The organism is Weissella confusa (genome assembly GCF_004766315.1).
Lineage (GTDB): Bacteria > Bacillota > Bacilli > Lactobacillales > Lactobacillaceae > Weissella > Weissella confusa_A.
Window position 1 is genome coordinate 1 of the sequence record NZ_PVSN01000067.1, and the last position, 26309, is coordinate 26309.

The window sequence follows — 26309 nt, forward strand, 5'->3', positions numbered from 1 at the left end:
GAACCACAAAGCGTTCGACTTGCATGTATTAGGCACGCCGCCAGCGTTCATCCTGAGCCAGGATCAAACTCTCAATTTGAAGTTTGAGTATAACTCAATTTTTGTTGTTTAACAGAAGTTAAACGAATTTACTAGCGAATTGACTTCGCAAATGTTTTTGCATCAAGCTTAGCTTGATGACCCTACACATTTGTTTCATCGAAACGATATTCAGTTTTCAATGACCTACGTCGTCGCCCTGACGACTTAATCTATAATACAGAAGTCATAATCAATTGTCAACAACTAATTTCACTTTCTGTTCACATGTTGTTCACATGCGTCGTACCTGTTATTTGGTACTTGAATAATATACCCCTAAATGGAATGTTCGTCAACTGCTAAGATTTACAAATATTTTCCGAACAATACAAAAAGGACTCCCATCGCTGAGAGTCCTTTGTTTTATATCTATATATAGTAACTTCTATTAGAACAAAGCTAGTTGGTTTTCATCCGGCATCCCCGCAAGCACGCCGTTTTCATCAAGATAATCCATCAATGTCTTAGAAACACCACCACGTTGGGCAAGGTCTTCCTTTGACAAGAATTCACGTTCCGCACGCGCAGCAATGATGCGCTTGGCAACGTTATCTCCCAAACCAGGCACAGCGTTAAACGGTGCAATCAATGTATCACCATCCAACAACCACTGTTCAGAATCAGACTTATAAAGATCAACCATGCTGAACTTGATGCCACGTTCCAGAGCTTCATTTGCCAACTCTAGTACAGTCATCAAATCCTTGTCCTTGGCAGATGCTTCATTTCCCATCTTACGAATCTCTTGGATACGGGCCTTTGTCGTGTTCAAACCACGTGACATTGCCACAATATCAAAGTTACTTGCACGCACTGAGAAGTACGCTGCGTAGTACAACGTTGGGAAGTACACCTTAAAGTAGGCAATGCGCAACGCCATCAAGACATAGGCTGCCGCGTGGGCACGCGGGAACATATACTTAATCTTCAAACCAGATTCGATATACCATTCCGGCACACCCGCGGCACGCATTTCGGCTTGGTACTCATCCGAGATACCCTTACCCTTACGCACCTTTTCCATGATTTGGAATGATGATTCGGGTTGTACCCCATAGTTAATCAAGTCGGTCATGATCTTGTCACGCGTTCCGATAACAGTACCGATTGTCGCCACACCACGTTGAATCAACTCATCGGCGTTACCACGCCACACGTCAGTACCGTGAGACAGACCAGAAATCTGTAGCAGTTCTGAGTAATTCTTCGGGTGCGTCTCTTCCAACATACCACGAACGAAGGCCGTACCAAATTCCGGCACACCCAGCGTTCCCGTCTTAGAGAAGATTTGTTCTTCTTCAACACCCAATGACTCTGGTGATGAGAACAAGCTCATCACACCCGGGTCATTCATCGGAATGGTTTGTGGGTCGATACCCGACATATCCTGTAGAGCACGAATCATCGTGGGATCATCGTGTCCCAGGATATCCATCTTCAGGATATTATCGTGGATTGAGTGGAAATCAAAGTGTGTTGTACGCCAAGTAGCCGACAAATCATCAGCCGGGAACTGAATTGGCGTAAAGTCATAGATTTCCATATCGTCCGGCACGATCAAGATACCGGCCGGGTGCTGTCCAGTCGTACGCTTAACACCGGTTGCACCCATTGCCAAACGTTCAATCTCTGCACCACGGAAACTACTATCGTGGTCACGCTCATATGCCTTCACGTATCCGAACGCTGTCTTATCAGCAACGGTCGCAATTGTTCCAGCACGGAACACGTTGTTCTCACCAAACAGTGACTTCATGTAATTGTGGGCAAATGGCTGATAGTCACCCGAGAAATTCAAATCGATATCGGGAACCTTGTTTCCCTTAAATCCCAAGAAAGTCTCAAACGGAATGTTGTGGCCATCCCCAATCAGCTTCGTTCCATCAACTGGGCTGAGCTTTTCAGGCAAGTCATAACCAGATTCATATTCACGTGGGTCAACGAATTCAACATAGTCACCACTCTCACTACGATAGTGCGGTGGCAACGCGTTAACTTCCGTAATACCCGCTAGCAAGGCAATCAATGATGATCCAACAGAACCACGTGATCCAACCAGGTACCCATCCTTATTAGACTTCGCCACCAAACGTTGGGCAACCAAGTAAATAACCGAGAATCCATTGGAAATGATTGAACGTAGCTCCTGCTCAATACGCGCCTCAATAATTTCAGGTAGTGGATTACCATACATACGATAAGCCGTTGCATATGACTTTTCACGAATTTCATCGTCAGCCGTTGGCATGTTAGGTGGATAGTTTCCACCCTTAATTGCCTCAACCTCATCAATCATATCGGCAACAACGTGCGTATTATCAATGACCAACTTCTTAGCTAGGTCTTCACCCATCCAAGCAAAGTCATCCAACAATTCTTGGGTCGTACGGAAATGCATATCCGGCAAACTATAACGGTTCAACGGATTAGCACCACCTTGTGAGCTGATCAAAATCTTACGATAGATCGCATCCTCAGGGTTGAGATAGTGCACATCCCCAGTGACAACAACTGGCTTACCCAATTCATCACCAATTTTCACAGCTTGCATCATCAAATCACGCAAACGGGCTTCGTCTTGAATCAATTCACCTTCCAAAGCTGGCACATAATTAGCTGATGGTTGAATTTCGATGTAATCGTAGTATTCTGCCTTAGCCTTAGCTGCAGCATATCCCTTTTGCATCAACGCTTCCCAGAACTCACCAGTACTATCACCAGTTCCAAGTAGCAATCCTTCACGGTACTTGTTCAACAAAGAACGCGGTACACGTGGTACACGCTGCAAGTACTTCGTGTTTGATTCAGAAATCATCTTATAAAGGTTCTTAACACCTTCTTGCTTTTGCACCAACACAACCGCGTGATTAGGACGTCCGTGCTTCCATGCATCGTTGTCCATCATGTGGTCATTCAATTGGTCAGCATACTCGATGCCATACTCTTCACGTGCTTGCTCCAAGAACACACGGTTCAAATGACCCGTTGTCTCAGAGTCAAAGATGGCACGGTGGTGTTGCTCCAGCACAATACCAAAGTGCTTAGCCAACGTGTTCAAACGGTATGAACGCATGTTTGGGTATAGGAAGCGGGCCAAAATCAACGTATCGATAACCGGGTTCGAGATTGGGTCTAACCCGTGACGGGCATAACCTTCTTGCATGAATCCCATGTCAAATGTCACGTTGTGTCCAACCAGAATGGCATCCCCGTAGAACTCACGGAATTCTTCAAAGACCTGCTTTTCTGATTTAGAACCACGCACCATGTCATCCGTGATTGATGTCAAATCAACCGTGGTTTGACTTAGTGGGAAGCCAGGGTCGATAAATTCTGAGAATTCAGCAACCACGTTTCCCTTAACCATACGGACGGCTGACAATTCAATTACCCGATCATAGGCAGCTGAAAGACCAGTCGTCTCGACGTCGAATACCACAAATTCAGCTTCATCAAGCTTGGTGTGATCTGGGTGGAAGATAATCGGCTCACCATCTTCAACCAAGTTAACCTCAACACCGTAAATCATCTTGATATCATTCTTAGCAGCTGATGACGCTGCTTCAGGGAAACCTTGGGCGCCGGCCGTATCCGTAACGGCAATTGCATCCATGCCCCACTTGGCAGCTTGCTTTACGTAGTCACCAATACCGTTAGTCGCATCCATCGTCGACATAACAGAGTGCGTGTGCAATTCAATGCGCTTCTTCTCACCTTCATAAGGATCGATGCGTGGCGCGTGCTTAATCACTTCAATGTCGTAGGCCGTCATCGTCAAATCACGGACAAAGTCGTCTTGTTGAATTGGACCGCGCGCACGAATCCACGTACCCGGCTTCAAATCAGCAAAGAACGCTTCATCATTTTCATCACGTGAGAACTTCTTCAAGATAAATGAACTCGTGTAGTCCGTCACCTTCATCGTCAACAATTGACGTTCAGACTTCAAAACACGGACTTCGGCATCAAAGACATACCCTTCGACGATAACAGAACGTTCTTCAGTCTCGATATCAGCCATCTTGGTGATTTCAGAATCAGCAGCAATCTTGCGACCAAGCGTACCTGGCGCACCATTCCCGCCACCACCATTACGTGGCGCAGATTGACGTTGCTTGGCTGCTTGTTCGATTTGCACCTTGGCCATTTCAGCCAATTGTTGATCCTGCGCAGCACGTTGCGCCATGACTTGCGCGTGTGATTCAGCAGCCAATTGTTCATCAACTTGGATGTTAAATGGTAATTGATAACCAACCCCAAGCTTCTTGTAGGTGTTTTCAATAATTGGCAATCCAGTTTGACGGGCGTAGTTCGCCCAAACTGCTGTATCAAACGTCAAACGCAATTGGTTGTCAGCAATTTGTGGCAACACATGGGCAAATGCCTGACGGAAGGCACCCGGTTCATTTTGATGTTGTTGCAACACCCATGTCCAATAATCAACGATTTGTTGGGCATCTGGCTGGGTTGCTAGATGCAATTGGTAAGTGGTCTGAGCAATATTGGCAAAAGCCGTTTGCATACGTGCTACCAAAGCAGCCATATCTTGCACTGGTGGTAGCGCAGGCATTTCCAAGTGGAATTGCCAAACCTTAGACTGTTTGTGCACGGCTAGCTTGGTCAATGCCGTTTGCTGCAAACTAGCAGGGACTTCCTCATATTGCAATTGTTGCAATAGCGTTTGGAATTGTTCTTGTGCGGTCAACGCCATGTTAGGGGCTCCCTTCTCTCATTTTTCAATATGCGTTTAATTATACCTTGTTCTAGTTACAACGACGTATCGAATTAACATACAAACAAAAAACGCCATCCAACTTAATGGATAGCGTTTAGCGGATCAATCCGAACGGGCAATTCAGCGATCTATTCTTATGACATGTCACAGCATATCATAAATTTTAAGGAGTAGGTTTCAGGTTGGTTAGACCTGTAGGTTATGAGTAGTATTTATGGGTTGTCGAATGAATATCACTGTATCCCTTATCGACATTCTTAATATTACGCACGCAAACTTAAACTAATAATAAACCAGCATTTAGAAATGGGTAAATGCCAATACAGTTAGCACAGCAATGACGGCCCACAAAAACTTGCGCATACGGTCGTCCTCCTTCACTTATCTTTGATACTTACTAGTATTGCACGAAAATGTGTCTATTTTATGAAAGCGTTATCAATCACAACCAACAAAAAAGCTACCCGGCATTAACCAGGTAGCATTCTAACTATCTTTAATTAAGCTTGTGCATCAACTTCAGGGTGCAACAAGATTTGTAGCGTTGCCACCAATTCTTCAGCACGGACTTCGATCGCTTCGTCAGTCTTACGCAACTTAACTTCAACGATACCTTCACCGGCCTTCTTACCAACCGTGACACGGACTGGCAAACCAATCAAGTCTGAATCGTTAAACTTAACACCGGCACGTTCGTTTCGGTCATCAACCAAAACTTCGTAACCAGCTGCAACCAACGTATCGTTCAAATCGTCAGTCAACGCCTTTTGCGTTTCATCTGAGTACTTCATTGGTACCAAGTGAACATCCCAAGGTGCAACTGATGTTGGCCATGCCAAACCGTTTTCATCAGCGTTTTGCTCAGCAATCGCTGCCAACAAACGTGACACACCGATACCGTATGAACCCATGATGACATCAGCTTGACGACCGTTAGCATCCAAAACTTGTGCGCCCATCGTCTTTGAGTAACGCGTACCCAACTTGAAGATGTGACCGATTTCGATACCCTTAGTAAATTGCAAGCGACCCTTACCGTCAATTGCCAAATCACCTTCACGAGCCGTACGAACATCAGCCACTTCGTCGATGCGGAAGTCGCGATCAACGTTGGCGTTCAAGTAGTGGAAGCCAGCTTCGTTACCACCAACCGTAATGTTAACCATGTCAGTTACCCATTCGTCGGCGATAATCTTAACATCTTCACCAACACCAACTGGTCCCAATGAACCAAATGGTGCACCCAAGATTTCTTGTGCTTCCTCTTCAGTTGCCATACGCAACTCGTCAGCGTGCAAGAAGTTTTGGACCTTAACTTCGTTCACTTCGAAGTCACCACGAACCAAAACCAAAACAGGTTGGTCATCAGCATACATGAACAACGTCTTAACCAATTGGTCAGGTGTTGTTTGCAAGTATTCAGCCAATTCTTCGATCGTCTTAACTTCAGGCGTGGCAATCTTTTCCAAATCAGCCATTTGCGCATGTGACTTGTTAGGCGTGTACAAATCCTTCGCCATTTCCAAGTTAGCTGCGTAATCTGACTCATCTGAGTAAGCGATGATATCTTCACCAGCTTCAGCAGGAGCTGAGAACTCCTTTGAGTCTGAACCACCCATGGCACCAGCGTCACCAACGATGACACGGTAGTCCAAGCCAATACGATCAAAAATGTTGATGTAGGCTGATTCCATGTTCTTGTATGACTCATCCAAACCTTCTTGGTCAACTGAGAATGAGTAGGCGTCCTTCATAATGAATTCGCGACCACGCAAAACACCGAAGCGTGGACGGTTTTCATCACGGAACTTTGTTTGGATTTGGTAAACCGTCAATGGCAAACGCTTGTATGACTTAATGTCATCGCGAATCAACGTCGTCATCGTTTCTTCGTGAGTAGGTCCCAAAATCATGTCGCGGTCGTGACGGTTCTTCAACTTAAACAAGTTTGGACCGTACGTGTCATAACGACCTGACTCTTGCCACATTTCAGCTGGCAAAAGCATTGGTGCTGACATTTCAATCGCGTCAATCTTCTCCATCTCTTCACGAATAATCGTGTTGATCTTGTTCAAAACGCGTTGTGCCAATGGCAAGTATGCGTAAACACCGGCTGAAACCGGACGCATGTAACCGGCACGCAACATCATTTGGTGCGAGATAACTTCAGCGTCGGCTGGAGTTTCACGCAAAGTTGGAATAAAAACCTTTGATTGTTTCATGGAAACCTTCCCTCATCCCTAATCTTGACGACATAACGTCACTAAAACTTCTTTTACTAGTTTACCACAGTTACCCAAGAACTACCCTACTCATTCGCACAAAGTATACAAAAAGGGATGCCGAGTCGGCATCCCTTCCTCACTTACTTAAAAAAATAACGCAAAATATCGTTTCCAGTAACCGCCACCATCAACAGTACCAAGAACAAAACACCAGCCAGTGTGACCGTTGTTTCAATCTTTTCAGGTACCGGACGACGGATGACTGCTTCAGCTGCATTCAACAACAACTTACCGCCATCCAAACCTGGGATTGGTAGCAAGTTCATCATGCCCAAGTTAACTGACAACCACGCTGCAAATGACACAATTGCCAAGAACCCATATGAACTAACTTGTTCCGTATTCTTGTAAATGGCAACCGGTCCACCTAACTTATTCAGTGAGAATCCTTGCACCAAGTTCTGAATCGCGCGGAAAATCTGCGTCATCGCTTGTCCTGTAGCTCGGAAAGCATACGCCACACGTGGTCCGACCGCCTTGGTTGTGGTTGGTGTCACCCCGATTTGACCAATCGTCATACCACCATTCTTAACCGACTTAGGCGTCACCTTCGTGGTCAATTGCTTACCATCACGTTCGTACACTACTGTCGTCTTCTTACCTGGCAATGCTTGAATCGTATCTTGCGTCTTTTGCCAAGAAGTCATTTTAACACCGGCGATTTCTTCAATCGTGTCGCCCTTTTTCAAGCCAGCACTCGCTGCTGGTGAATCTTGCGCGATTGATTGCAACGTTGTCGTTGTCACGCCAGGCATTGCAAATGCCAAACCAAGGAACAACACTAACGTCAAGATGAAATTGTTCATCGGACCAGCAAAGTTAATCAAAGCACGTTGCCACAACTTAGCTGATTCAATGTGCGTATCACGTGGTGCGACTAGGACTTCGGTACCGTCAGCTTCAATCACTGACGCATCGTGATCAACAGCCAACTTAACCAACGTTGACTCATCCCCATCCCAGTATCCTTCAATAAACATGTCATCAACCAAGTCGATGCGGTTAACCGTCAAGGCACGGCCACCGACCAATTCAGTTTGTTCTGACAAATTCAAGCGCGTTACAACACCGCCCGTTTCAACAACGACGGCCGTCATACCTGGGCGAATACTTTCTTCTTCGGCCTCCGCGCGTCCCGCCATACGAACATAACCACCAACCGGCAGGATACGAATCGTATAGGTCGTACCGTTGCGTCGCGTCTGTAGCAACTTGGGCCCCATCCCAATTGCAAACTCACGGACACGAACGCCGGACTTCTTCGCAAAATAAAAATGTCCAAATTCGTGCACGACCACTAACAGGCCGAACACCAAAATAAACGTAATAATTGTTGTCATCAGTTAAACTCTCCACGTGTTCCCATTATGATAGGCCTAGTATACAACAAAAGCCTGAAGGAAACTTTAATTTCCCCCAGGCTTACGAATCTTTTAGTTTAGTGGAACAAACCAATCAAGTACATCAATGGCAAAACAATCAACATTGAGTCAAAACGATCCAAGATACCACCATGACCAGGCAAGACATTTCCTGAGTCCTTCACCTTGTAGAAACGCTTCAAACCAGATTCAATCAAATCACCGAATTGACCGGCTACTGAAAGCACGATGCTGATGACAATCATAACTGGCCAGCTGTAGGCTTGTGGGAAGAAGTACGTGTAAACGGCTGCTGCAATTACCGCAACCACCGTTCCACCAATTGAACCTTCCCAAGTCTTGTTTGGTGAAATCTTCGTTAGCTTGTGCTTACCAAGTTTGCGACCAATCATGTAAGCGCCTGAATCCGTCAACCAAACAATCAAGAAGGCAAACATCAACGTATCCAAGCCAGTGTTACGTGCGGCCACCATCATGCCGAATCCCATACCAACGTACATCATCGTCAACGTGAATACACCGGCATCCTCAAAGCTAAACTTGTTCTTAGCAATCACCGTGTGCAACAACATCAAGATAACAAAGATGTACAACAATGATGAGCGGTGCAAAACAACTGGTGTTTGAATGGCATCCCACAAATTGACTGGTAACGTCATCACCAAAGCACCAATCATCGTCAAAATTGCTCCAAAATCAACCAACAACGTCTTGCGCATCAAGACGACTTCGGCAGCTGCAATCACTGCAAGCACTGATGCTGCCACTTGAATCCAAATACCGCCAGCGTACAAAATTGGCAAGAAAATCGCCAATGCGACAATGGCCGTAATGACACGTGTCTTCATAGTCCTAAACTTCCTCTATTTTTTATCACTTTTATTTTCTGCAATACCACCAAAACGACGATCGCGTGATTGGTAGGTTGCGATGGCCCCTTCGAAAACAGATTGTGTCATCTCAGGCCAGTGCTCGTCAACAAAGGCGAATTCAGCGTATGCCAATTGCCACAACAAGAAATTAGACAAACGCATTTCGCCACTGGTACGAATTAGCAAATCTGGATCTGCATATTCGCCAAGTGGTGCCGTCATCATAGCGCCACTAATTGTTGCTTCATTAATTTCTTCAGGCTTAAGCTCGCCAGCCGCAACTTGTTCGGCCAACGTTTGCACACCCGTCACGATTTCAGCGCGACTACCATAATTCAAGGCAAAGTTCAAAACCATCCCCGTATTATTAGCAGTTTGCGCAATCGCATCATTAACGGCACGTTGCGTATCAGCAGGCAGTTGATCAATATACCCCATCACATTGACACGGACATTGTTTTCAATCAGCTCAGGTACGAAGGTATCAAAAAACTTCCCTGGCAACTTCATCAAGAACCCGACTTCAGTCTCAGGACGCTTCCAATTTTCAGTTGAAAATGCGTACAATGTCAGCACCTTAACACCCAAATCACTGGCTGCCTTGGTAATATCCTTAACCACTTCCATACCACGTTGGTGACCGGCTACACGAGGCAAGTTTTGTCGCTTAGCCCAGCGTCCGTTTCCATCCATAATAATCGCAATATGGTTAGGGATGCGTGTCTTATCTAATTGTGTCGTTGTTTCTGAATCGATGACTCGTCGCTTTTTGAAAAACACAACGTTTCCTCCGCCTCTATAAATCTAAAATGCGCAACCAATAAGTTAGTTACGCATGTCAATCTTACCCATTATAGCAGTTTATCAGACTGCGTATAGGCTTTTAGTCCAACGATAACGCTTACTTAGTAAAAACTGACTCATCGTCATCATTAAACGCACCACCCAACAAGGCTTCAATTGTATCCAAAACCCCGTTGTGATTATTGTCGTTTACGGCCAAATTATTAATACGAACCTTCATAAAGTCCTCGGCGTTTGGCATAACAAATGGGTACTTCACGTAGCGAAGCATTTCCAAATCATTACCATTGTCACCGAAGGCCGCCATTTCTTCCGGCTTAATATTCCATTCCGCCGCTAGTTGTTCCAGGCCAGTACGCTTGTTAACCCCTGGCGCCAATATATCAACCGATCCGAATCCTGAACCCGTGGTGTGCAACTCTTCACCGAAGACATCGCGCAATTGTTGTACGTGATGGTGCACATCAACGTCTTGGTCCCAAACTAATGAAAAGCGGAAAATACTATCTTCGACATCCATAAACTTTTCAACTTGGTGAACCGTTGGATAGAACGTCTTAACAGCCGCAATCATTTCAGGCGTCGCATGGTTTGAAACATAGGCCCCATTCGTTCCTGACAAAATAATCAAATTATCCATGTGCGCATGTGTCTCAGCATTCCATTGCAAGACACGTGCAATTTGGTCAGGTGACAATGCTGATTCAGCCAACACTGTATTCTTGTGGGTAATCAACGCACCATTATCTGACACATACGTAATGCGGTCAGGGTTAACCGGTTCAAAATAAGAACGCAGTTGCTTATATTGGTTACCGCTTGCTGCGACAAAGCGGATGCCACGTTCGTCCATTTGATCTAACAATGCCTCCATTCGTGCATAGTCAAATGTGCGATCATCACGTAGCAATGTACCGTCCATATCGGTTGCAATTAACTTAATCGTCATTGTTCTGCTTCCCTTTCACAATTAATTCACTCTTTTACCTAAAAGTCATTATAACAAACTGTCCGAGACTGCGCCGAATTTGCTACAATTATAAGGTTAGTTTAGTTAATTACATTTAAATGAAAAATATCATTAAAAAGGAGGCCGTTCATGAATGACGATTATCAAGCCAGCTTAAATCGACTCAACCAATTAGATGGACCACAAGCCACGGTTTCATCAACCGAACCACTTCACCGCGGCCCACAACGTCGACAACAACACATCGACAACCGACCACAGTGGCAACAAATTCAGTGGTTCTCGATTTTGTTTGCTGTTGTGTCACAACTAGCAATTTGGTGGGTTTATCCGCTCATTTATTCAAAAAATTTGACGAGTGGTCAATGGCAACACAACCCGCTTTTGATGACCTACAGTCTTATCTTGGCGTTGGCGATTTTCTTAACCTTTAACCGTGGTTTCTCTCGCTGGTTAAACTTCGCAGTTATCTTGATTCCGATTGTCTTCTTGTACTTCCTATATAAACAAGTCACGATTCAACAAATCATCTTGTTAGGCTTGTTGCCCCTAGCGTTATTGTTGATCAACGTTAAGTGGTTAAACCTGCAAAACATTCTTGGGTTAATTATGTATTCCGGCATCGCCACATTAGCCATGCCGGTCGTCATTTTCTATCAACAAAACACTTATCTGACGCTACCATTTATTCTAAGTTTGTTGCCATTGCTATTCAGTTACCTGTACTACATGAGTAGCATTTTCGTACCAACCGGTCGCAACAAGCGCGCCACGTCTTTGGCCTTCGGTATCATTCTTTTGCTGGATGTCTTAACGTTGCCATGGAACTTATGGACCTTGCTAGCGATTATCATTATCGTCTTCACATGGATGGTTCTAATTAATCTCGACTTGAAGCCTAAGTACCGCATGGGCATTTTCTCCCTGCTACAAGCAATCACTGTGTTGGTTATTTTCCTACAACAGAAATAGCAAAACGCCCTCGCACAAATTTAGTGCGAGGGCGTTTTTTAGATTTCTGATGTAACTGGGCGGCGCTTAACGCGATAAACAAAGACAGCTGACGCGTTACCGATGACTAACATCGTTAGCAAAAAGACAATTGGATGGTTCTTAGCCATGCGAACTGGCTAAACACCTTCTTCCGTACGGCCAGCGTTCACATCACGGGCCCAACGGCGATTTTCCAAGTCTGGTGTATCAACCGCGCCGACAGTCACGGGCTCTGACTTTGCATTTTCCGAAACCGAAATATCCGTTACCTGCGTTGGCTTCATTTCGCCATCGGGCGATTCAATAATTGGTTCATTATAGTCAGATTCTGTTTGCCCACTAAACTTGTCTTTAACACCTTGAATCATCTCGTCGAACTTCTCAATCAAAGATGATTGGGCCACGACTGGGCGTACAGCATCTGCGTTTGCTGCTCCCATCGTTACCACGTTCATTGCCATAAAGGTGACAAAACATAAAATTGCTGATCGTTTTTTCATCGTTTTACTCCTCTAAAAAGAAAGTGCCCTTTCTCCGTCCAATACCCTGAAAAAACTTTTCATGAGCCACCACAGTTCACAATGTCGTTCCAAGTTATTTACAGTCTACCCTATATAATCTTCTAATTTTAGGCGATTGTTTGAATAAGCTATGTCCTTGAAATCGCATTCATTGTTTTATTCGTGTCCTTTTTATGGGCTTTGTGTGTCTTGTCCATCATTTTGGACGAAGCAGAAACGTGAAGTCCCACGGATTGATAATTTTTGACACAAAAAAGACCTGTACAAATTTTACAGGTCTCGTTACTCGTTATGCCTTAAATTGTAGCTTAGCATCCGCAACTGCATACCAATCCTTTACACGATCAGCTACCTGACCATCAGGGAAGTAAGTTGGGTACCAATAGTCAATGAAGTTCAACTCATCAACATGGGTTTGCTCATCATTACGCCAAGCATCACGAACTGTCGTGTCACCGGTCTCTAGGTTCACCTTAAATCGAACGACAAATTGTTGTCCATCGATGTGAACGTACAATTGACGTAGTCCTGCCTCGCCTGGGAATGGTTCTGACGTAATCTCTGCATTAGTCTCAGACAACACATCAACGGCATGTTGTCCCATGTAACCATTGTCCGCCATCATACGCAAAACCATGGCAACTGTGTAATCACGCATCGTGCGTTCCTTGAAATATGCCTTGTAATCAAACATTTGTGATTGCCCCCTAAAACGTTGTTGCTAACAACTTTACCTGTTCTAAAATACTTAGTAACTCTTGGTGCGCTTCATCATAAGCAGCCATTTGATCCCCAAATTGCTCATTGAAGCCTTCCAAACCGCCTGCGATAAACGCGTACTCAAACGCCGTCACCTTTTCAAAGGCATCTGTAAACGTTTGCCAGATGTCATCATCGCTTTCTTGCGTTTCCAAGAAGAATTGAATGAAACGGGCATCCGAATACCCCATTTCGAATTGCACCGCTAGTTGGCGCTTGAACTCGTGTTGATTCTTAATATGCAAGAAGTGGTGTTCTGTGTTCCAAGTGACACGTTCTACTGCTTTTAATACTGTTTGATTCATCACTAATAAGCCTCGTTTCTTTTCAACACCTAAATGTTAACACTTTGAATTCGCGTGGGCACAAAAAAGGCACTCGAATTTTCGAGTGCCCGTTATTATTTACAATTCGGCCAATGTTGCTGAATGACGTTCCCCGTTAAAGTAGAAATCTAGTCCTTCTGCAAATGGTACTTTGTTATCTGCGACTGCTTCAAACAGCGTCCATGATGCTTGCAACTTGCGCGTATAAACATCCCCAAAGACATCAACAATGTTAGCTGCCTTCAAGTCCAAAACAATCTTCGTGACATGCAACAAACGCTCAGCTAGTGTCTCGTTTGCCAAATAAGCACGAGCCTCATCCGCATCTGCCACGCCATAATAAACTGCGCGTTCACTTGAACCTAGTGAACGCAACTGGGGGAATACCCACCACATCCAGTGTGAATCCTTCTTACCAGCCGTCAATTCATCAACCGCCGTTTGAAAGCTGTTTGCGTTTTCTTGTGCCAAAACAAATCGTTGCACATCATTTGCCAATGCTTCATCCATGACCTATCACCTCATTCATATTGATAAGTTAATTCTAGCATGATGCGCTGTTTTCACCTTGGTTCAACGTTCAGATTGGAACGTCTCAATGTGCGTCAGTTGGTTCGTTGAAACCTCATCCGCTTTTGGCGAAAGCATTGCACTCATAATATTGTGGCCATCAGTCGTATGACCTAACCCTAGGGCATGCCCAAGTTCATGAGCCAACGTTTTCGTCAACGTGTTTTGATTCGACAATGACAACACATCACCTGATACACGTAGTTCACCAGTAGATGGATTCATCCAAGCCAACGCGTGCGTTCCTGCGTCAGTCCCTTCATCTCCCATCGCCCCCGCTCGTACAAGTACATCTGGACTCTGGCGCTGCTGAACTTCTTTGATATTAATTTTGCCCTGTGATTTCACCCGCCAGAATTTAATCGCGCCTTTAAGTGCACGTTGCACATTCGGCGTTGTCGTTTGGAAATCTGATTGCACAATTGCAACGGTTAGCTCACCGTTTTTACCAGTGTACATCCCCAGTGAATCACTTGTCGGACCGAAACCACCATTTCGGAGCAACTTTTCATTACCCGTCTCGGCCTGTTTAATCGTTAAATTATTTAATTGGCGCCGTTGCGAACTGTAGTTAATCGCACTCATAATTGGCTCAAAGCTACTCCCGACCGATCCGAACACCAGTAGCAAAATAATGCTCGTGTAGATAAGCCGGCGACGGTGGCGCGGTTTACGAGGTGTCGGCTTGGTTTCATCTGGTTCCGACTCAATAATGCCGTAAGTATCATAAATCAATTGATCCAGCTCTTTGTCTTTTTCATCCAACTCCGTCACCCCCCTTCGCCTCTATCATACTGGGTTAATTTGAATTTTTGCGTAAAAAAAGAGCTGGAAAACCAGCTCACGATTATTATTTAATTTCGGTTGTACATCGTTAGCTGCGCAATCGCAATTTGCTCTGATAGCGCTTGCGAATCGACTTGCGTCAGGACGTGGTAATCCACTTTTATTTCTTTAAACAACGCAACCAATGTATTTTGCGCTTGAACGAGTTGTTCATTAGCGACTTGTGATACTGATGTCTGCTTTTGCACAGTCATGTACATACGGACGATTTTCAACGTGTTTGGTACGTGGTTATAAAGGAACTCATCCGCCAACACAAGACGTTCCGGCTTCTCAGCTAATGTCGCCATAATGTTATCCGTGAACAATTCGAATTGATATTGATCCGCAATTGTTTGCAACTGCGCGTCGTCCTTAACCGCCGCATTGATTGCTTGGATATCCTCATAACCGACAGCGAACGCCTTTTGAAAAGCTTGCTTATCCTTGCGTGATAATCCAGTCAGATCATACGTATATTTAGTTGGCAACGTCGCCCCTTGCGTAATCGGTTTGTCTTGCAATAACCCAAACCGAACAAGTAACACAACGCCGGCAAAAATACCTTTCACCAGCCAAGTTGGTTGCGTTAGAAACAGCACACCAACCAACAATGTCGCTGGCATTAGCCACAGCACCGCCACCTTATCATTCGGCAAAACGCCGGACACGACGGCACCAATCAGAATCACGACACTGGCTCGCGGTGCAACCGTCGTCAGCTCCAGGCCAAGGGCCCCATCAAAAAGACGGCAATTAATTTATTGCGACGTAATTCAACCGCCGTTAGCGTTCTCAGATTTAACAACATCTACTCTGCTTCCCTCGTTTTCTACGGCAGTCACTAGTCGCCCCTTTTATACTAGGTGTATACTGTTAAAAAAACAGGAGCCGAACCATGACCAAATTAACCCGCCAAATCTTAATACTCGTGATTTTCAGCGGATTATTGCTTGGCTTCTATGTTATCGCTATTTACGGACCAAAAGCAACCAGATATACCGTTCACGATTTTAATGACACTTCTGCGCCCTTGACCGCACAATCTTCGACTACTTCCAGCAGCTCGAGTGCCACAAGTGCATCGAGTTCATCGGCCATCGATTACTCACGCGCACCAGCTAATAATCATCAAGACTATCAATCAACGTTTATGGATAAAGATATCGGCATGAACACCATGGCTAACGGCCTGCAATTCTCTATTTCACATATCAACATTTTGGATACGACTAATCTAGAATCACTTTTCTCACCAGCCGAAAAGGAATTTGTGAAGGCTGACGTGTCATTGCCATACGAATTTTATCGTGTCACACTCCGCGTTACCATCACCAATAACACCAACCAAGCCATCAATTTATTGAACACCAACGTTGCTGGTTGGACGCTAGTTGATGGGAACGGCCAAACCTTTACGCATTCTGACATGCGTGTCGGTCACTACATGTACGACCAATTTAATACTGGCATCCTTGAACCCGGTGATTCAAAGTCTGGTAATTTCATTGTGCTGACTGACTCGAATGATTTCGACTATCAACAGATGCAGTTTACAGCAGCCCGTATTACACCCGCGCAAGGCACAAATGATTATCCAGTCACATTCAATGTTTCAACTGTTCAGTAATACAAAACGCTCTTACCACTTCGTTGCGGTAAGAGCGTTTTTCGTTTGTTGTTAGTATGGCATCTTAATTGCATCCAATAGTTGCATATCAGCTGGACTGATTTCAAAATCAACATCCGCATTTTGCGCAACATATTCTGGGTGGTTAGCCTTTGGTAGTGGCAATGTGCCCTTAGCCAAAGCATAACGGATAGCCAATTGCGCAACCGAGCGATCGTAGTGTGCGGCAATTTCTTGCAACTCTGGCATACGCAACAGACGGCCCGTCCCAATTGGGCTGTATGCCTCAACTAGCAACCCATTCGCTTCATCAAATGGTTGGTTCACATCTTGCGTCATCCCAATGTGATAAATAATTTGGTTAACCGCCGGTGTAATTGAACCAATATCCAAAATGTTTTTCACATCTTCGTTGTTGAAGTTAGACACGCCAATACTCTTTACCTTACCAGCTTGGACCGCTTCTTCCATCGCTTGCCAAACCGCCAAGTTTTCCTCGTAGTAGTTATTACCACGACTTGGACGCACGTTTGGTACTTCCATTTGATTCCAAGGACGTGGTGCGTGAATCAACAATAAATCAATGTAGTCCATGTTCAACGCCGCCAAAGAGGCATCAATTGACTCAGCCGCATGGCGGTAATCCTTAATGCTGGCGTCAGTCTTAGTCGAAATCGTCAATGTGTCGCGATCAATGCCAGATTCTGCAATCGCAGCCCCCACCGCATCTTCGTTTTGATACATCTGCGCCGTATCAACATACAAGTAGCCAGCCGCCAAAGCAGCCGCAACTGAATCATGTGCTTGTTGCTTGGTTTGTTGCCAAGTTCCCAAGCCAATCTTTGGCATCAACATGCCGTTATTTAGTGTGTATGTTTCGTGTAAAAATGACATCGTTCAGACCTCTTTTCAACTTCATACGCAATATGATACGACCACTTCGCCAAGGTGGTCAGAAAAAGGGCATCAGTTTTCGGCCAACATCTTTTTGACCGTTGCCAGCGTTGTTTCGGTTGTCACCTTTTGTTCAACTTGGGCTAGCTGTGCTGGTGTCGCCGTTGGATTTGCTTCACGATAAGCCATGACTTGCTCAGCCACCGCTTGTTGCAAGGCTTGTTGTTGTGTCGCATCTTGCTTGCCTTGTAACTTTGTCAGACGCTTAGCTTGCGTGTCGGTTACCGCCAACCAGATCGACTTTGGAATTGTGACAACTGAGCTTTGCTTCGCAATCGTGCCACCTTCACCGCCAAAACCAAGGAGGAATTTAAAAGCCTCGTTTCGCCACTCCCAACGCGTGGTAGTTGTTTTAACAGTCGCTTTAGCAACGTTGGCTTCTCGATAAGTTGCGCTCTTTTTTACTGCTTTAACCATATGCTTGGTGTCAGGCACAAAATGCGCGGTCGCCTTGCTAGCTGGCTTATCAGCGTACACCAACACATAGTTATCCGACTTCGTTCCCAACTCCTTCGTCACCAGGATACCAATTGGCAACTTATCACCAACCGCCGAATAAATCTGTTGCGTCTCAGTCTTAGTAGCCTTCTCCATGCCGTAATGACGATCAAAATTAACTAACAATAACATCACCAAGGCCACGAAGACCGTACCGCTGATCAGTCCCAGCGGAATACGCCAGGCCAGCGGTTCAATCCGAATCCATGCCAAGTAAGTTAGAATCGCGACAACTGCTAAAATCGGAATAATCATGCTACATCCTCCTCATTCGTTGCTGCTACTGGCACAATCTTACCGCCCTTCAAGAACAGTGCGACGATAATCCCAATAATCGCGAAACTCAAACCAATTGCAAATGACACGTGGAACCCTTTCATTGAGGCCTCCAAATAATCAGCCCCATATTGTAATGGGTTCGTCGTTTCCAAGTGTTTGGCTGGCTCGTGATTGTCAATGACGTTTTGCGTCACAGATGACAGCAAGGCCACCACGATTGCTGACGCTACCTGACGGGCCGTGTTGTTTGCCGCGGTCGCGTGTGGCGCTTCGTTCTTTGGCAATACCGCCATCGCCATCGCCGTCAACGGTACTAGTGCAGTTGCAATTCCAAACATACGCACCGCGTACAGGGTCGTGATGAAATGCGTTGGCGTTGTTGGTGACAAGAACAAGAATGGTAACGTCCCAATTGCCACAAATGTAAAGCCGGTAATTGTCAGACGCTTTGCCCCGATTCGATCATAATCACGTCCTGCCAACACTGCCATAACACCAATCATCAGTGCCCCTGGCATCAATGTTAGTCCTGATTGCAACGGCGTTAACAAGTGCACGTTCTGCAAGTACGTTGGAAGCATCATTTCAACCCCCATCATGGCACTCATCGACATCATCACACAGATGGTCGTCAACGTGAATTGCCTATTCTTAAACACACGAACGTCCACAAACGGCTCATCCAAACGTAACTGACGTAGCACGAATAGCACAATAATTAAGGCACCTATAATCATTGGTGCGATAACCGTTTTCACGTTGCCCCAGCCATCGGTTGCAACGTTGGTAAACGCCCACAAGAATGATCCGAACCCAACCGTTGAAATAACCAGTGATGGTAAATCAAGCTTCATACGTTCGTTCTTAATGACGTTTTTAATAAAGAACGGCGCGGCAATGATGACCAGCGCTAGTACGGCCATTGGCAAATGGAAAATCAAACGCCACGAGCCGTTCAAGTTCAAACCCATTACTGTCCCGTGCTTTTGTAGCAACCAGCCAGATAACGTTGGTCCAATCGCCGGCGCTAATCCGATAACAATCCCATTCAGTCCCATGGCTGTCCCACGCGCTTCAGCTGGGAAAATGTTCACCATAACAACCTGCATTAGTGGCATCGAAATACCAACCGCAATCGCGGCAATGATTCGGCCACCTAGGAACATCCACCACATATCATGGTCGGCTGGCGTCAGCGACGTGATGGTCATACCGATAAACAATAGCAAATATGCTGTGATGTACAACACTTTCGTCGGTATACGGGTTGATAAGAATGCCGAAACTGGCATCATAATCCCGTTCGCCAGCATAAACCACGTCGTTGCCTGCTGTGCGGTCGCTAACGTAATATCGAAATCATACATCAGCGTTGGAATGGCTGCTCCGAGCGATGTCTGCATCAGCGCTCCGGCAAACGTTCCAATCAATAGCACCGCAACCATCGCATTACGATTGAACGGTTTGCCATTGATGTCTGTAAATTGCTTTGTAGCCATATTTACCCCCTCAATAACTTTATTCACCCTATCTTACGGAGTGAATTTGAATATTGTGGGGATGAAGCCCTGCCTTTCATGCAAAAAACACTGAACAGTTGACCCGTTCAGTGTTTTCAAAGTTCTTATACTTGTGATGCCGGATAGACAATCCAGGCATAGTGTTGCGTGGTATCAAATAAGGTTGGCAACGTGAATTTCTCATTTTGAATGAAAGCTGTCGCGTCACCATACGGTCCACCAGTTCCCAACCACATACGGTACGTGGTATCGTTCCGATCAATTTCCTGACCGGGCAAATAAATCGTGATGGCATCATTTAAACCAATACCGTAGGGTTCAGCTGTGATTTCACGCACGCCATCCACAATCGTTGTCACATCCGCTGGATTGTAATCAAGTTGCGCCACCGTCATTGTGTAGGCGGTATCCGATACCTTTTGCACATTTTCTAAACGGCCCGTGAATTCCGAATGCTCCCCTTGGGATAATTGGCCGCCGAGTCACCCATATCTGAATCCGTAAATTTACCGGAAAATGTCCCATCTTCATTAATAGTCATAACAGTGCGCCAGCCACCAGCTCCGGATGTGAACCAGAAGTCTCGGCCAGCAATTTTCTGAAAAATTGTTTTCTGTTGCTTAGGTTTATCAGTCTGCTGTGCACTTGATGATTGTCGCTTGGCACTCATGGTGACCTTATCCGTTAAATGAGCATCACTAATCATCCCCATCCCCACATAACCAATCCCAACCGCTGCAGCAACACCCAAAATACCAATTCCCCACTGTACTAATTTTTTCATGTGGCCCCTCCAATAGAATTGCATGGCGTTCTATGAGTTCAGCATACCAGAATTATTCAGATTAACCCTCTCAAAAGCTCAATGGAAAATAAAAAATGCCGATGGCTTAACAACCATCAGCATTGCGTTTTATTCAAATTAATTAGGCGTAGTTCTTCAAGTAAGAAATACCCATTGCACCCGGCCAGCGTGCGTTGACTCAATTGGCGTTGTTTCCGCAATATCCACAATTGCATCTGGGAACAATTCACGGGCACGTGCTGCCAAGTTTTCAGCATCTTCAGCTGCGTCGGCGTGTGAAATACCGATAACCGCAATGCCGTTTTCTTCCGCTTGCATACGCTCAAAAATCAAGTCTTGGTAGGCCTTGATTGTCTTCTTACCACGACCCTTAACTTCCATTGTGATTTGACCAAGTGGCACGTGCGCCCCAACCTTGATATCCAACAATGAACCAATCAATCCCGCCGCCTTTGACAAACGACCACCTGCGACCAAGTTCTTCAACGTGCTAACAGTTAGGTACAATTCCGTATTATCTTCAACGCGTTGCAATTCTGCCAAGATTTCATCACGTGTTGCACCAGCTTCGGCCATGCGACCAGCGACCAACACTTGCATCGCCAAGGCACGATCAATGTAGTTCGAATCACGCACAACAACATCTTGTGGCACCATGCGTGATGCTTGTTCAGCAGCTTGCACCGTTCCTGACAACTTGTTTGTTAAGTGCAATGACAAGATTTCAACATCTTCTGGCATCGTTTCATAAATTTCCGTAAACGCGCCCAGTGATGGTTGTGATGTCGTTGGCAACGCCTTAGCTTCCGCCATCTTCTCAATAAATTCGCTTGGTGTAATTGATACCCCATCGTGGTAAACCACGCCATCAATCATCACCGTTAGAGGTACAACCGCAATATCATATGCAGCCACTTCTTACGGCGTCAAACGCGCTGTTGAGTCAGTTACAATTTTTACTTTAGCCATTTCAAATTCCCCCTCGACCTTCTGGTTAAAACACTTATGTTTAATAACTAAACCATCTAGTATCTAAAACTATATCATATATAGGACGATTTTAAAATACGGGTCAGTGTTGCAATAGCGCAAAAAAATACTCCCAACTAGCATGGCGCTAATCAGGAGTTTCATTATCAATTAAATTGGCGTTTCAAGTGTCATTCGTTCAGCGATATCCAACAAGTATTGTGACACTTGTTGGTCTTGCATTGTCTTAATAAGGCGGACAAATTCATCGAAGCGTGGCTTGGTTAATTCTGCTAAAGCGCGGGAGTTATCCAAGAAAGCAATGATAATCTGTAACCCGAAATAGGCTTGGCGCATGGTTAACACGCCAAACAATTCGCTGGCCAACAACTTCGTGAAGTTCTCATCTGATAGCGCTTGTAGTGGCATTTGCCATTGTCCGCCCGCCGTCTCCGTGAGATTATCAAGGATTTCTTCAGCCAAACGAATTTGATCAGCTTCCAACACATCCCCTAATTGAATTTGCAACTTCTCAATAAAGATATCAACTTGGTTATGATTGTCCTCACGTAACTCAGCTGGCGTTGTCGCCATCAATACTGGTAGCTTCGCCAATTCAGTTTGGTGTAGTTCCTTCTGAACCGCTTGCAATAAACGTTCTTTATCATCAAAAACCACTTGGCCACGGTCATTCAGTTGCACAACCGGTCCCAACAAATCATTAATTTGTTGCAACCAAACCTGCACCTGATGGTGGGTCTCATCCGCTGATTGGTGGCCGAACGCCATCGCAATGTGCTTAATCATCTCAACCTTTGTTCGACCATACAGCGTATCCAACACCACTAACTGCGTGTTGTGGGAAATCGTTTTTTGCCAACGTTCAAAGTCATAATCAGCTTCCCAATCCGGATCCAAACTTTGAATGTAGAACGGTTCCATGTATTGGTAGAACAAGCGTGCGTCTTGGTTCTTCAACTTAACATCTTGGAACAAACGTTCATTTTCCAAGTAATCCCATAGACCACCAAAACCTCGGCCAATTGCGCCAAACTTTTCTTGGCCCGCCTTGCTAGCCCAATAGTCATCCGCGAATTCGTCCAATGCTTGTTGATCATTCAAACTGATGCCGGCCTCAGTGGCAACCGTTGCCACGCGCTTATCAGCTGAATAATAACCTGGGTACGATGCCTCATGTTCAAACTGCCAAGCAAGTTGTTGCGCAGCCGCCATAAACGTTGGCGCATCAACGGCCACGGCCGGATTAGCATCAATAAACATCGCAATCACATCGGGTAAGTTTTGTTGTTGCTCCACCGTCAAAACCACCGTTGGCACAAAGTAATTAAACAAAATGCGCTTTAAGCCGTTCGTCGTCCACTTGCCGAGTGGTTCATGGGCAATTTCACGCATCATATCAGCGAACAGCGGTAGCATTGTCGTCACCATTGACTCTTGTACGGCACTGTCCAGTGCCACAAATTGTGATTGTGTGGCCAGCTTAGCCAACAACGGCTTAATCGTATCGGTCGTTTGTGACGCCTCGTCGGCCAATGACTCGTTAGCCAAGTTTTCGCGATAAGCAGCTAATTCAGCAACCACCCATTGTTCAGCAAGGCTCGGCGCCAAATCAACTTGTGCCATCCCATTCAAAGCCAAGAATTGTAGCAAATCTGTCGTGAACGCAATTATCGTTTCATCATCCAATGCTTGAAATTGATCATGCGACCCAATCGTAAAGGTCAATCCCAACAACACATCTTCAATATCCCATGCAATCGTTGGCTTGTTAGTCACCAAATACACATCATCCAAAATTGCTGCGCTCATTTGTTGGGCATTCACCCATTCAGTTTGCTTAGCAAATGATGCCGTTAGTTCACGAAATTGTTGGCGATTACGCTTCAATGTCCGCTTGTTGATTGGCCCCAACGCCGTTCCGGCCGTTGATAAGCCAGCCCGTACGTCGTCCACCAACGCTTCATCAATAAAACCATCTTGATCTAATTTGAGTTGCATGATTTTATCCCTCTCAACTACTTTAATTAAGAGTAGTATACAGCAAACGCCCCTGACTAACAGTTCGCTAGTCAGGGGCGTTCATTTACTCTAACGTGTGAAAACTAGCTTACCGTGCAAACCACCGCGCTTAATCCGGTCATAAGCAGTTTTAACGTTTGCTGCATTTAATGGCAATGTCTGGTCAATGATTGTTTGCAATGACCCATCAGCCAATCCCGCAAACAAGTGGGCCAGATTTTCACCGGCCGGCTTGTTAATCAAACTGATAAACCGTGGATCATCTGCTTGATGCTCAACAATTGAGACTAGCTTACCAGTTGATGTCAGAATTTTAGCAGAGTCGGCCAATACTTTTTCCGAGCCAACCGTGTCTAATGCGGCATCGAAATCATGAAGTACAGTTGTAAAATCGTCTTGCTTATAGTCAAACACTTGTACCTTTGGGAACTGTTGACGTAACATGTCAGCACCCCAGCCAGATGCGGTCGTCGCAACCTCGGCTCCCTTTGCCAAGGCTAGTTGTAGGGCCACATAACCAACCGCACCTGAACCACCGTTAATCAACACTTTTTGTCCTGCTTGCAAGTTGAAGCCACGTTCGATAACTTGATAAGCCGTTTGTCCGCCAAGTACAACTGATACCGCATCTTCATATGAAACAGTTGCTGGAATAATAGCCGCTAAATGAACTGGAACCGCAACTTGTTCGGCATAGTTCGCGCCACCACGAACTTGCGCAGCCACTCGGTCACCAACGGCAAATGACGTCACGTCTTCACCAACCGCGATGACTTCTCCGACAACCGTTGATCCGAGAATCATCGGTACTTGGCCACCCAACATGCCTTCTGCAATTTTATAGTCAACTGGATCTACCGCCTGGGCCTGCGCTTGAACAAGCACTTCGTCACGTCCAATTACCGGCGTTGGCACTTCTTCATCTGTTAATGAGTCCAAGTCATTAAAACGATGCAAAACAACAGCTTTCATGATAATGCCTCCAATGCATTTAATACGTTAGTTATACCACGGTCACGCACAAAACGCCCAGACTGAAAAATCAGAATCTAGGCGTTTTCGCTTTTGCGACTACTTTTTACTTAGCTTATTCGTTAAGAACAATGCTGGAATCAAAATCAACAATGACAAACCTGCTGACCAGGCAAAGCCGGTTTGGTACCCAGCGGCAATACTGGTGTGCGTTGTCATATAGCCGGCGACCACCGTTGCAATGACAGCTGAACCAAAGGCACCACCAATATTTTGGAAGGTACGTGAGGCAACTGAGATTGACCCAGAATCCCGTTGGCTACCACCAACAAAGGCATCCGTCATCAAAGGTGACAAGATACCACCAGCTCCGATTCCGCGAACCAACAACACGAGACCAACTAGCCAGTAGGCAGTGTGCCCATCGAAGTACACAAATGGCACCGTACCGACCAAGGTAATAAACAGACTAACAATCGTGACATAACGTGCGCCAATGCGATCAATTAGCTTACCAACAATTGGTCGTGCCAACAACATGCCGACACCTTGTGGGATGAGTGACAGCCCAGCCACAATCACTGAATCACCACGCAAGTTTTGGAAGAACAAAGGCAACAAGAGCATTGCGCCGTTCGTTGCCACACCACCAACGACCATCCCCACCATCGCAGCAGAGAAATTTTTGCGCGTAAACAAGCGAATTGGCAAAATCGCCTTATCGCCCATAAAGTGTGCGTAGATACCATAAACCACCATCAACGCCACGCCCGCACCGACGTAAGCAAGTGTCGTGTGGTTAGTGAAATCACCCTTGGTGCTAGCTTGGACGATACCGTAAATGATTGTTGATGAGACACCAGCTAGTAGCGCCACTCCAATGACATCAAACTTCGCGTGACGATCTTTTGCTTCAAAGTTCGGCAACTTTAGCGCAATTAGGAATGAGGCCAAAATCACAATTGGCACATTGATATAGAAAATCCAGCGCCATGACGCATATTGCAACACAATCCCACCGACAACCGGTCCCAAGATAGGTCCAAGCATAATTGGCAAACCAACAACCGCCATCAAGCGTCCCATCGCATCACTACCAGCTAGGTCCACTAGCAAAGTTGTTAGTAATGGCGTCAACATACCAGCTGCAGCTCCTTGGAAAAGTCGGAACACAATCAGACTGTCGATATTCCAAGCCAGCGCTGACGCTAGCGAGAAAACGCCAAATGCGATTTCTGCTGCCAAAAAGACCCACTTACCACTAAAGCGATTAACCAACCAACCCGCGAACGGCACCGCGACGGCCGTTGCTAACACGTAACCTGTAATGACCCATTGAATCGTCGACAACGTTGCACCAAAATCGCGTGCTAAATCATTAACCGTGATATTAACCATTGTTGCATCGAGCATCGGTGCAATTGCGCCTAACACCAAAATCCACGCCATGTTAATCACATGCTTTGGCAAGGCGTCCGTCTTTTTCTCAACCATCTCTTCTACCTTCTTTTACACTTCA

General features: G+C 45.6%; 23 protein-coding genes and 1 rRNA gene. 2 read left to right on the forward strand and 22 right to left on the reverse strand.

Going from position 1 to position 26309, the window contains the following annotated elements; genetic code table 11:
- The 7 genes from C6P11_RS11105 to C6P11_RS08945 form a co-directional block, all read right to left on the reverse strand.
- A 16S ribosomal RNA gene (locus tag C6P11_RS11105) occupies nucleotides 1–79 on the reverse strand; the annotation flags it as partial.
- A 390-nt stretch (nucleotides 80–469) separates the two neighbouring features.
- Nucleotides 470–4792: a PolC-type DNA polymerase III gene (locus tag C6P11_RS08920; protein ID WP_135520441.1), complete on the reverse strand. Its 4323-nt coding sequence runs from the start codon at nucleotides 4790–4792 to the stop codon at nucleotides 470–472.
- A gap of 524 nt (nucleotides 4793–5316) precedes the next feature.
- On the reverse strand, nucleotides 5317–7038 hold the full coding sequence (locus tag C6P11_RS08925) for a proline--tRNA ligase (protein WP_135520443.1): 1722 nt from the start codon (nucleotides 7036–7038) through the stop codon (nucleotides 5317–5319).
- 143 nt (nucleotides 7039–7181) lie between these two features.
- Nucleotides 7182–8441 (reverse strand): RIP metalloprotease RseP, encoded by a 1260-nt coding sequence (gene rseP / locus C6P11_RS08930; protein WP_135520445.1) that lies wholly within the window; start codon nucleotides 8439–8441, stop codon nucleotides 7182–7184.
- A gap of 98 nt (nucleotides 8442–8539) precedes the next feature.
- Complete coding sequence (locus tag C6P11_RS08935; protein ID WP_135520447.1) at nucleotides 8540–9331, reverse strand: phosphatidate cytidylyltransferase; 792 nt, start codon at nucleotides 9329–9331, stop codon at nucleotides 8540–8542.
- Nucleotides 9332–9346: 15 nt separating this feature from the next.
- Nucleotides 9347–10135 carry an isoprenyl transferase gene (locus C6P11_RS08940; protein WP_135520449.1) on the reverse strand — a complete coding sequence of 263 codons (789 nt, stop codon included), beginning with the start codon at nucleotides 10133–10135 and terminating at the stop codon, nucleotides 9347–9349.
- Between the two features lie 121 nt (nucleotides 10136–10256).
- The gene (locus C6P11_RS08945) at nucleotides 10257–11108 is read right to left on the reverse strand and encodes a Cof-type HAD-IIB family hydrolase (protein WP_135520451.1); all 852 of its coding nucleotides are present in this window, start codon (nucleotides 11106–11108) and stop codon (nucleotides 10257–10259) included.
- 150 nt (nucleotides 11109–11258) lie between these two features.
- On the opposite strand from C6P11_RS08945, the gene C6P11_RS08950 reads away from it, so the two are divergent.
- Nucleotides 11259–12101 (forward strand): hypothetical protein, encoded by an 843-nt coding sequence (locus C6P11_RS08950; RefSeq protein ID WP_135520453.1) that lies wholly within the window; start codon nucleotides 11259–11261, stop codon nucleotides 12099–12101.
- A gap of 158 nt (nucleotides 12102–12259) precedes the next feature.
- Here C6P11_RS08950 and C6P11_RS08955 read toward each other — a convergent pair whose 3' ends face one another.
- The 6 genes from C6P11_RS08955 to C6P11_RS08980 all read right to left on the reverse strand — a co-directional run bounded on the left by C6P11_RS08955 (nucleotide 12260) and on the right by C6P11_RS08980 (nucleotide 15815).
- Nucleotides 12260–12622, reverse strand: a complete 363-nt coding sequence (locus tag C6P11_RS08955) for a hypothetical protein (protein ID WP_135520455.1) — start codon at nucleotides 12620–12622, stop codon at nucleotides 12260–12262.
- Between the two features lie 310 nt (nucleotides 12623–12932).
- Nucleotides 12933–13337: a hypothetical protein gene (locus C6P11_RS08960; protein WP_135520457.1), complete on the reverse strand. Its 405-nt coding sequence runs from the start codon at nucleotides 13335–13337 to the stop codon at nucleotides 12933–12935.
- A gap of 13 nt (nucleotides 13338–13350) precedes the next feature.
- Entirely contained in the window at nucleotides 13351–13707 is a 357-nt protein-coding gene (locus C6P11_RS08965) for a hypothetical protein (protein WP_135520459.1), read from the reverse strand.
- Nucleotides 13708–13806: 99 nt separating this feature from the next.
- Nucleotides 13807–14238, reverse strand: a complete 432-nt coding sequence (locus C6P11_RS08970) for a DUF1810 domain-containing protein (protein WP_135520461.1) — start codon at nucleotides 14236–14238, stop codon at nucleotides 13807–13809.
- 63 nt (nucleotides 14239–14301) lie between these two features.
- Nucleotides 14302–15063 (reverse strand): matrixin family metalloprotease, encoded by a 762-nt coding sequence (locus C6P11_RS08975; RefSeq protein WP_135520463.1) that lies wholly within the window; start codon nucleotides 15061–15063, stop codon nucleotides 14302–14304.
- A gap of 89 nt (nucleotides 15064–15152) precedes the next feature.
- Nucleotides 15153–15815, reverse strand: coding sequence for a 5-bromo-4-chloroindolyl phosphate hydrolysis family protein (locus C6P11_RS08980; protein ID WP_135520465.1), 663 nt, complete (start codon nucleotides 15813–15815; stop codon nucleotides 15153–15155).
- Nucleotides 15816–16021: 206 nt separating this feature from the next.
- Between C6P11_RS08980 and C6P11_RS08985 the strand changes: the two genes are divergently transcribed.
- Nucleotides 16022–16753 carry a hypothetical protein gene (locus tag C6P11_RS08985; protein WP_135520467.1) on the forward strand — a complete coding sequence of 244 codons (732 nt, stop codon included), beginning with the start codon at nucleotides 16022–16024 and terminating at the stop codon, nucleotides 16751–16753.
- Nucleotides 16754–16804: 51 nt separating this feature from the next.
- Here C6P11_RS08985 and C6P11_RS08990 read toward each other — a convergent pair whose 3' ends face one another.
- The 9 genes from C6P11_RS08990 to C6P11_RS09030 all read right to left on the reverse strand — a co-directional run bounded on the left by C6P11_RS08990 (nucleotide 16805) and on the right by C6P11_RS09030 (nucleotide 26284).
- Nucleotides 16805–17647, reverse strand: coding sequence for an aldo/keto reductase (locus tag C6P11_RS08990; protein WP_135520469.1), 843 nt, complete (start codon nucleotides 17645–17647; stop codon nucleotides 16805–16807).
- A gap of 72 nt (nucleotides 17648–17719) precedes the next feature.
- The gene (locus C6P11_RS08995) at nucleotides 17720–18460 is read right to left on the reverse strand and encodes a DUF4811 domain-containing protein (protein WP_135520471.1); all 741 of its coding nucleotides are present in this window, start codon (nucleotides 18458–18460) and stop codon (nucleotides 17720–17722) included.
- Entirely contained in the window at nucleotides 18457–19983 is a 1527-nt protein-coding gene (locus C6P11_RS09000; protein WP_135520473.1) for an MDR family MFS transporter, read from the reverse strand. Before C6P11_RS09000 ends, C6P11_RS08995 begins: the two co-directional genes overlap by 4 nt.
- Nucleotides 19984–20108: 125 nt before the next feature.
- Nucleotides 20109–20429 carry a hypothetical protein gene (locus C6P11_RS09005; RefSeq protein ID WP_135520475.1) on the reverse strand — a complete coding sequence of 107 codons (321 nt, stop codon included), beginning with the start codon at nucleotides 20427–20429 and terminating at the stop codon, nucleotides 20109–20111.
- Between the two features lie 5 nt (nucleotides 20430–20434).
- Nucleotides 20435–20788 carry a hypothetical protein gene (locus C6P11_RS09010; protein WP_135520477.1) on the reverse strand — a complete coding sequence of 118 codons (354 nt, stop codon included), beginning with the start codon at nucleotides 20786–20788 and terminating at the stop codon, nucleotides 20435–20437.
- A gap of 156 nt (nucleotides 20789–20944) precedes the next feature.
- Complete coding sequence (locus tag C6P11_RS09015; RefSeq protein ID WP_245299857.1) at nucleotides 20945–21724, reverse strand: DegV family protein; 780 nt, start codon at nucleotides 21722–21724, stop codon at nucleotides 20945–20947.
- A gap of 225 nt (nucleotides 21725–21949) precedes the next feature.
- Nucleotides 21950–23797 carry a hypothetical protein gene (locus C6P11_RS09020; RefSeq protein ID WP_135520479.1) on the reverse strand — a complete coding sequence of 616 codons (1848 nt, stop codon included), beginning with the start codon at nucleotides 23795–23797 and terminating at the stop codon, nucleotides 21950–21952.
- Between the two features lie 90 nt (nucleotides 23798–23887).
- Complete coding sequence (locus tag C6P11_RS09025) at nucleotides 23888–24790, reverse strand: NADP-dependent oxidoreductase (RefSeq protein WP_135520481.1); 903 nt, start codon at nucleotides 24788–24790, stop codon at nucleotides 23888–23890.
- A gap of 99 nt (nucleotides 24791–24889) precedes the next feature.
- Nucleotides 24890–26284: a DHA2 family efflux MFS transporter permease subunit gene (locus tag C6P11_RS09030; protein WP_135520483.1), complete on the reverse strand. Its 1395-nt coding sequence runs from the start codon at nucleotides 26282–26284 to the stop codon at nucleotides 24890–24892.
- Nucleotides 26285–26309: the final 25 nt, after the last annotated feature.

What these genes read in the sequence shown, in the direction of transcription:
- C6P11_RS08920 (WP_135520441.1), bottom strand. Translation starts at nt 4,792, where the DNA reads ATGGCGTTGACCGCACAAGAACAATTCCAAACGCTATTGCAACAATTG.
- C6P11_RS08925 (WP_135520443.1), bottom strand. Translation starts at nt 7,038, where the DNA reads ATGAAACAATCAAAGGTTTTTATTCCAACTTTGCGTGAAACTCCAGCC.
- rseP (WP_135520445.1), bottom strand. Translation starts at nt 8,441, where the DNA reads ATGACAACAATTATTACGTTTATTTTGGTGTTCGGCCTGTTAGTGGTC.
- C6P11_RS08935 (WP_135520447.1), bottom strand. Translation starts at nt 9,331, where the DNA reads ATGAAGACACGTGTCATTACGGCCATTGTCGCATTGGCGATTTTCTTG.
- C6P11_RS08945 (WP_135520451.1), bottom strand. Translation starts at nt 11,108, where the DNA reads ATGACGATTAAGTTAATTGCAACCGATATGGACGGTACATTGCTACGT.
- C6P11_RS08950 (WP_135520453.1), top strand. Translation starts at nt 11,259, where the DNA reads ATGAATGACGATTATCAAGCCAGCTTAAATCGACTCAACCAATTAGAT.
- C6P11_RS08955 (WP_135520455.1), bottom strand. Translation starts at nt 12,622, where the DNA reads ATGAAAAAACGATCAGCAATTTTATGTTTTGTCACCTTTATGGCAATG.
- C6P11_RS08960 (WP_135520457.1), bottom strand. Translation starts at nt 13,337, where the DNA reads ATGTTTGATTACAAGGCATATTTCAAGGAACGCACGATGCGTGATTAC.
- C6P11_RS08965 (WP_135520459.1), bottom strand. Translation starts at nt 13,707, where the DNA reads ATGAATCAAACAGTATTAAAAGCAGTAGAACGTGTCACTTGGAACACA.
- C6P11_RS08970 (WP_135520461.1), bottom strand. Translation starts at nt 14,238, where the DNA reads ATGGATGAAGCATTGGCAAATGATGTGCAACGATTTGTTTTGGCACAA.
- C6P11_RS08985 (WP_135520467.1), top strand. Translation starts at nt 16,022, where the DNA reads ATGACCAAATTAACCCGCCAAATCTTAATACTCGTGATTTTCAGCGGA.
- C6P11_RS08990 (WP_135520469.1), bottom strand. Translation starts at nt 17,647, where the DNA reads ATGTCATTTTTACACGAAACATACACACTAAATAACGGCATGTTGATG.
- C6P11_RS08995 (WP_135520471.1), bottom strand. Translation starts at nt 18,460, where the DNA reads ATGATTATTCCGATTTTAGCAGTTGTCGCGATTCTAACTTACTTGGCA.
- C6P11_RS09000 (WP_135520473.1), bottom strand. Translation starts at nt 19,983, where the DNA reads ATGGCTACAAAGCAATTTACAGACATCAATGGCAAACCGTTCAATCGT.
- C6P11_RS09010 (WP_135520477.1), bottom strand. Translation starts at nt 20,788, where the DNA reads ATGAAAAAATTAGTACAGTGGGGAATTGGTATTTTGGGTGTTGCTGCA.
- C6P11_RS09020 (WP_135520479.1), bottom strand. Translation starts at nt 23,797, where the DNA reads ATGCAACTCAAATTAGATCAAGATGGTTTTATTGATGAAGCGTTGGTG.
- C6P11_RS09025 (WP_135520481.1), bottom strand. Translation starts at nt 24,790, where the DNA reads ATGAAAGCTGTTGTTTTGCATCGTTTTAATGACTTGGACTCATTAACA.
- C6P11_RS09030 (WP_135520483.1), bottom strand. Translation starts at nt 26,284, where the DNA reads ATGGTTGAGAAAAAGACGGACGCCTTGCCAAAGCATGTGATTAACATG.